The sequence below is a fragment of the uncultured Limnohabitans sp. genome, from assembly GCF_937889215.1.
Classification (GTDB): domain Bacteria; phylum Pseudomonadota; class Gammaproteobacteria; order Burkholderiales; family Burkholderiaceae_C; genus Limnohabitans_A.
Window position 1 is genome coordinate 1 of the sequence record NZ_CALBEX010000244.1, and the last position, 6296, is coordinate 6296.

Sequence of the window (6296 nt, forward strand, 5' to 3'; positions counted from 1 at the left end):
TCCCACCCAACGCAGGCAACATCGGCAACGCCGCTTACCTGTCGGTTTTTGAATCGTTGTGGCACACCCTCACCGCCATGAAAGCGCAAGGCTACCAAGTCGATGTGCCGGAAAGCATCGACGATTTGCGAGATGCCGTGCTGCACGGCAACGCTTCGCAATACGGTGCAGACGCCAACGTGCACACCTTGATCGATGCCAACGATCATGTGCGTCGGGAGCGCTGGCTCAAAGAGATTGAAGCGCAGTGGGGCCCTGCACCCGGGCGTCAATTGAGCAACGGCAGTTCCATCTTCGTGTTGGGCAAACAGTTTGGCAATGTGCTGATCAGCGTGCAGCCTTCGTTTGGTTACGAAGGCGACCCACACCGAAACGGCTGAGCATGCACAACGCGCTTATGAGGTGGCCTTTGGCGACCCTGAGTGCCTGAAAATGGTGATCGACTGGCGATGAACATGGGCCTTGTACCTGCAACCCCCATGAACAAACCCCTCAGCCCCATCGTGATCGTCACCGGCGCCTCGTCGGGTGTCGGTCTGTATGCCACCGCGTCGCTCATCCAGCAGGGCTGGCATGTGGTGATGGCCTGCAGAGACCTGGGCAAGGCCCAAAGCGTGGCCGCCGAGATGCAGCTGCCCGCGGGCCACTTCACGCTCATGCATTTGGACTTGGGGTCTTTGCAAAGCGTGCGTGATTTTGTGGCGGCCTATTCGTCCCTGGGTTGGCAGTTGCATGCTTTGCTGAACAACGCCGCTTCTTACCAGCCTCGCCTGAAGACGCCCGCCCGGTCACCCGAAGGCTACGAACTGAGCGTGGCCACCAACCACTTGGGGCACTTTTTATTGAGCCGCTTGTTGATGGATTTGCTGCTCAGCACCCAAGAGCAGGAACGGACCCAACAACCGGCTTTCCGTGCGCGGCTCATCACCTTGGGCACCGTGACGGCCAACTCCGAGGAATTTGGCGGCAAAGTGCCCATTCCCGCCCCGGCTGACCTGGGCGATTTGGCGGGCCTGGAACAAGGTTTTATGGACCCAGTGGCCATGATCGACGGCAAGGCCTTCAAAGCCGGCAAGGCCTACAAAGACAGCAAGCTGTGCAACATGATCATCAGCCGAGAATTGCACCGCCGCTTTCACGACAGCACCGGGCTGGTGTGCTGCACGGTGTACCCCGGTTGCGTGGCCGACACCGCTTTGTTTCGCGACACGCCTTTGGCCTTTCAACGCATCTTTCCCTGGTTTCAGAAGAACATCACCAAGGGCTATGTCAGCCAAGCCTTGGCGGGTGAGCGCGTGGCGCAAGTGGTGGTCGACGCCGATTTCGCCACCTCGGGCGTGCATTGGAGTTGGGGCAACCGCCAGCGCCCGGGGCGACCCGCTTTTGCACAAAAGCTGTCGGCCAAAGCGACCCAAGAAAGCTTGGGCATCCGCTTGTGGGCGTTGAGCGAAAAGCTCACGGGCTTGACGGCCTGAGGTGCTGCACAAAGCCGCTTAAAAAACGGCGTGCTCCCCGCGATCGGGCGCGCCCTCCCCTTTGACCCAACGGGCATAGGCATCAAACAGCGTTTGTGAGCCGTGTGAGGGTGTGGCCTGCTCATCGTAGCGCTGCGCCGCAGCGTCCCACACCAACATGGACTCGGTGGCGTAATACCGCCCAATGCGGGCCAGCTCGGCCTTGTCCGCAGCAGCAGGAATGAGCTTGCCCAACACGCTCAACACACCCACGATGGCGTCCATCAGGCCCACCGGAACACGCTTAAAGCGCGGCGGCATTCCCAACAAAGCAAACAAATGCTCGCCTTGTTCTAGCGGTGTGATGGCAGGCCCCGGCCCGCCGATGGGCAAGATCTGGTTGTGCCGCGACACATCGTCCAAGCACCCCACCAGAAAATCGGCCAAATCGTCGTCACTGATGGGCTTGCAGGCGGTCAACTGACCATCGCCAAAAAGCAAAAACGGCTTGCCTTTTTTGACCCGATCGAGCTGGCCCGACAGCGATTTGAAAAAAGCAGTGGGGCGCACGATGGAATAGGTCATGCCTGATTCGATCAAATTTTTTTCAAAGGCCAGCTTGGCATGCTGAAACGCCAACAAGGGCTTTTGCACACAGATGGCCGACAGTTGCACAAAATGCCGCACACCCGCAGCTTGTGCCGCCTTCAGCGCGCACACATGGGCTTGGTGATCAACGCGCCACGCGTCTTGAGGAGAACCCGTGCGCGAGGCCATGCAAGAGACCACCGCATCAAAACGGGCTTGTTTGAGAGACGGTTGGCTCCAAACTTCTGGATCGGACGCATCGCCCCACAAAACCGTGACCCCCGTCAAGCTGTCTGGCCGCGCAGCGTTGGCTTGAAGATTTTGATCACGTCGGCTCGGCCTGAGCAGGCACACCACTTGGTGACCGCGTTGAACCAGCGCCCGTGCGGTGGCCATCCCAATCGTCCCAGTCGCCCCCAGCAAGAGCACGCGCATCGAAGCGGTGACCGCGCCACCCTTCACAGGGTCATGAACGGCCAAGGGCGCATGGTTGGTGGAGCGCCATTCTGGGCTCGAAGTTTCGTCAATGGTCACGCCGCGAACTCCCAACAGGGTCAAAAATTGATTGACTTTGGACCTGGCCGTTGTGCTTCGCTATGCCTGCACACCAGCTCAAGAAAAAATACCAAACCATTATGAACACACTTTGCCCATCGATCACACATCGCTGCTCGGCAAAGCAATGTCTTAGGTGGCTCGCTCCGCCCATCGGCGATGGGCATACTGCTTATTTTCAAAGTGGCCGCGAACAGTTTGGGGGCAATTGCACAGCGAACTGGCGGCTGACCCGATTGCGTTTGTCCCTTTTTACCCAACAAGAGTGCAAACGACTGGCAGCCACTTCAGTGTCCAGAAAAATACAGGGGGCGTGATTGTCCTTGCCATCCACCGGGCTTGGGCCACCCCAGGGAAGTGGCCTTTGTGGCTAGGCTATAAAGACCCATGCACAAAGCCACGACAATACGAGCATCCAATCAGAAAGGACAAGCATGAACGACACAACGATGTGGTGGGTTCTGGCGGGTGTCTTGGTGGCGCTCGAATTGGCGACCGGCACGTTTTACCTGCTGATGCTGAGCTTGGGCGCTATTGCTGCGGCTGTGGCAGCCATGGCGGGTTACGGCATGAGCACACAGCTGGTGGCTGCAGCCCTGATCGGTGGCGCGGGTGCGGTGCTGCTGGGCCAATGGCGCAAGCGCCAAGCGCCCACCGCCAACGAAGCCCATGACCAACATCTGGACCTCGGTGCCACCGTAGAGGTCGAGGCATGGGATGCCATGGGCACAACGCAAGTCAAGCACCGTGGTGCAGCTTGGACTGCGGTGCTGGCGCCAGGCCAGACCGCAAGCCCGGGCGTTTACCGCATTCAAGCCATGGCGGGCAACCGCTTGGTGCTTGAGAAAACATGAGCCATCAGCTCCAACCACTGCAAAGGGAATAAATCCATGGAAATCGCTGCCATTCTCGTGATCATCGCGATCCTGTTCATCGTCAAGACCGTCAAGGTCGTGCCGCAACAAGAAGCTTGGGTGGTCGAGCGGCTGGGTAAATTCCATGCCAGCCTGGCTCCCGGCCTGAACTTTGTGGTGCCCTTTGTCGACAACGTGATCCAGAAACACAGCCTGAAAGAAATCCCGCTGGACGTGCCCAGCCAAATTTGCATCACGCGCGACAACACGCAGCTGCAAGTGGATGGCATCCTGTACTTCCAGGTGACCGACCCCAAGCTGGCCAGCTACGGCTCATCCAACTACATCATGGCCGTAACCCAGTTGGCGCAGACCAGTTTGCGCAGCGTGATCGGCAAGTTGGAGCTGGACAAAACCTTTGAAGAGCGCAACATCATCAACTCGCAAGTCGTGGCCGCCATCGACGAAGCGGCCCTGAACTGGGGCGTCAAGGTCTTGCGCTACGAAATCAAAGACCTGACACCGCCCAAAGAAATCCTGCTCGCCATGCAGTCACAAATCACGGCCGAGCGGGAAAAGCGTGCGCTGATCGCCGCCTCGGAAGGACGCCGCCAAGAGCAGATCAACATCGCCACGGGCGAGCGCGAAGCTTTCATCGCCCGCTCTGAAGGTGAAAAACAAGCGGCCATCAACAAGGCACAAGGCGACGCTGCGGCCATCACCGAAATGGCCAACGCCACTGCGCAAGCCATTGAGCGCATTGCCAGCGCCATCCGGCAGCCCGGCGGTGAAATGGCGGTGCAACTGAAGGTGGCCGAGCAAGCCGTGCAGGCCTACAGCTAGGTGGCGCAAGACGCCAAAACCACCCTCATCGTGCCGGGCAACATGACCGAGGTTTCAGGCCTGATCGCCTCGGCAATGCAAATGGTGGGCACGGGAAAACAAGTGGGCAATTGAACCCAGCGCACACGCACACGCAAAAAACCCGCCGAGGCGGGTTTTTTGATGGCTGTGGCCCAGTGGCCAGGGCATTAACCCATGTGCAGACCGCCGTTGACCGAGAAGTCAGCACCGGTGGCGTAACCGCCCTCATCGCTGGCCAACCAGGCCACGATGGAGGCGATTTCGCTGGGCTTGCCCAAACGCTTGACGGGCACGGTGGCCACGATTTTCTCCAGCACATCCGGGCGAATGGCGTTGACCATGTCGGTGCCGATGTAACCGGGGCTGACGGTGTTCACGGTCACGCCTTTGGTGGCCATTTCTTGCGCCAAGGCCATCGAGAAACCGTGCATGCCCGCTTTGGCCGCCGAGTAGTTGGTCTGGCCTGCCTGGCCCTTGTTGCCGTTGACCGACGAGATCTGGATGATGCGGCCCCAGCCTTTTTCGACCATGTCTGGCACGACCTGCTTGGTCACGTTGAACATGGAGTTCAGGTTGGTGTCGATCACCGCATCCCAGTCATCTCGCGTCATCTTCAAAAACACGCGGTCCCGGGTGATGCCGGCGTTGTTCACCAGCACATCAATGACGCCGTGTTCTTCTTTGGCTTTGGTGAAAGCGGCCACGGTGGAGTCCCAATCGCCCACGTTGCCCACCGAGGTGTAGAAGGTGAAGCCCAGCGCTTTTTGCTCGTCGATCCATTTGGTGAAGTCTCGGGTCGGGCCGCAACCGGCAATGACCTTGAAACCATCTTGGTGCAGCCGCTGGCAAATCGCGGTCCCGATACCGCCCATGCCACCTGTGACGTACGCTACTTTTTGACTCATGTTTGTCTCCTTGATTTATGAGTGAAGTGAAAGAAGTGAGCACACTCAAACCAACCAGATAAGCAGCCCTTATACCGCTGGGCAGTGCGCCAATCCAATGGGTCTGAGTGGCTGTGGGTTAAACGCGTTCGATGGCCAGCGACACGCCCATGCCGCCGCCGATGCACAGCGCCGCCAAGCCTTTATTGGCTTGGGTGCGCTGCATTTCGTGCAGCAAGGTCACCAAAATGCGGCAACCGGACGCACCGATGGGGTGACCAATCGCGATGGCACCGCCATTGACGTTGACCTTGGCCGGATCGATGTCCAGTGCCTGGTTCACGGCGCAGGCTTGCGCAGCAAAAGCTTCGTTCAGCTCGAACAGGTCCACATCCTGGGCCTTCCAGCCCGCACGGGCCAGCGCTTTTTGTGAAGCGGGCACAGGTCCCATGCCCATGGTTGCCGGGTCCAGACCGCTGGTGCCAAAAGCAGCAATGCGAGCCAAGGGCTTGAGGCCCAAAGCGGCCGCCTTCTTAGCGGTCATGACCATCACAGCGGCAGCGCCGTCGTTGATGCCCGAAGCATTGCCTGCGGTCACGCTGCCGGCCTTGTCAAAGGCGGGACGCAGACCGGCCAGCACTTCTTGGCTGGTTTTTTTGTTGATGAATTCGTCGCTGTTGAACACCAGCGCGTCGCCCTTGCGCTGAGGAATCAGCACGTCCACGATTTCGTCTTTGAACTTGCCCGCTTCTTGCGCGGCTGCTGCCTTGCGCTGGCTGCCTGCGGCCAGGGCATCTTGCATGTCGCGGGTGATGCCGTGGACCTTGGCCACGTTCTCGGCGGTGATGCCCATGTGGTACTGGTTGTACACGTCCCACAGACCATCCACGATCATGGTGTCGGTCATCTTCCAATCGCCCATGCGCTGGCCGTCGCGGCTGCCGTTCAGCACATGCGGGCTGGCACTCATGTTTTCTTGGCCACCTGCGATCACGATTTCGCTGTCGCCCCAGGCCACGGCTTGCGCGGCCAGCATCACGGCCTTCAGGCCCGAGCCGCACACGGCGTTGATGGTCAAAGCAGGTGTTTCCTTGGCC

At 59.4% G+C, this 6296-nt stretch carries 6 protein-coding genes and 1 pseudogene; 4 read left to right on the forward strand and 3 right to left on the reverse strand.

The window, feature by feature from the left end; all coding sequences use genetic code 11:
* Together Q0341_RS06190 and Q0341_RS06195 are read left to right on the forward strand one after the other, a co-directional pair.
* Nucleotides 1-380 (forward strand): cobaltochelatase subunit CobN (locus Q0341_RS06190; RefSeq protein WP_299511257.1); only part of this gene is annotated, 380 nt, incomplete at its 5' end.
* Between the two features lie 99 nt (nt 381-479).
* Nucleotides 480-1475, forward strand: a complete 996-nt coding sequence (locus Q0341_RS06195) for a protochlorophyllide reductase (RefSeq protein WP_299511259.1) — start codon at nt 480-482, stop codon at nt 1473-1475.
* Between the two features lie 18 nt (nt 1476-1493).
* Here Q0341_RS06195 and Q0341_RS06200 read toward each other — a convergent pair whose 3' ends face one another.
* Complete coding sequence (locus Q0341_RS06200) at nt 1494-2576, reverse strand: NAD(P)H-binding protein (protein WP_299511260.1); 1083 nt, start codon at nt 2574-2576, stop codon at nt 1494-1496.
* A 455-nt stretch (nt 2577-3031) separates the two neighbouring features.
* Between Q0341_RS06200 and Q0341_RS06205 the strand changes: the two genes are divergently transcribed.
* Nucleotides 3032-3451, forward strand: a complete 420-nt coding sequence (locus Q0341_RS06205; protein ID WP_299511261.1) for an NfeD family protein — start codon at nt 3032-3034, stop codon at nt 3449-3451.
* A 36-nt stretch (nt 3452-3487) separates the two neighbouring features.
* A pseudogene (locus tag Q0341_RS06210) lies at nt 3488-4408 on the forward strand (stomatin-like protein).
* A gap of 74 nt (nt 4409-4482) precedes the next feature.
* Here Q0341_RS06210 and phbB read toward each other — a convergent pair.
* Nucleotides 4483-5220 carry an acetoacetyl-CoA reductase gene (phbB, locus tag Q0341_RS06215; protein WP_299511262.1) on the reverse strand — a complete coding sequence of 246 codons (738 nt, stop codon included), beginning with the start codon at nt 5218-5220 and terminating at the stop codon, nt 4483-4485.
* Between the two features lie 118 nt (nt 5221-5338).
* On the reverse strand, nt 5339-6296 hold a 958-nt coding region (locus Q0341_RS06220; RefSeq protein WP_299511263.1), incomplete at its 5' end, for an acetyl-CoA C-acetyltransferase.

Bases quoted from the DNA above. Each gene is read 5' to 3' on its own strand.
- phbB (WP_299511262.1), bottom strand. From the start codon at position 5,220: ATGAGTCAAAAAGTAGCGTACGTCACAGGTGGCATGGGCGGTATCGGG.
- Q0341_RS06205 (WP_299511261.1), top strand. From the start codon at position 3,032: ATGAACGACACAACGATGTGGTGGGTTCTGGCGGGTGTCTTGGTGGCG.
- Q0341_RS06195 (WP_299511259.1), top strand. From the start codon at position 480: ATGAACAAACCCCTCAGCCCCATCGTGATCGTCACCGGCGCCTCGTCG.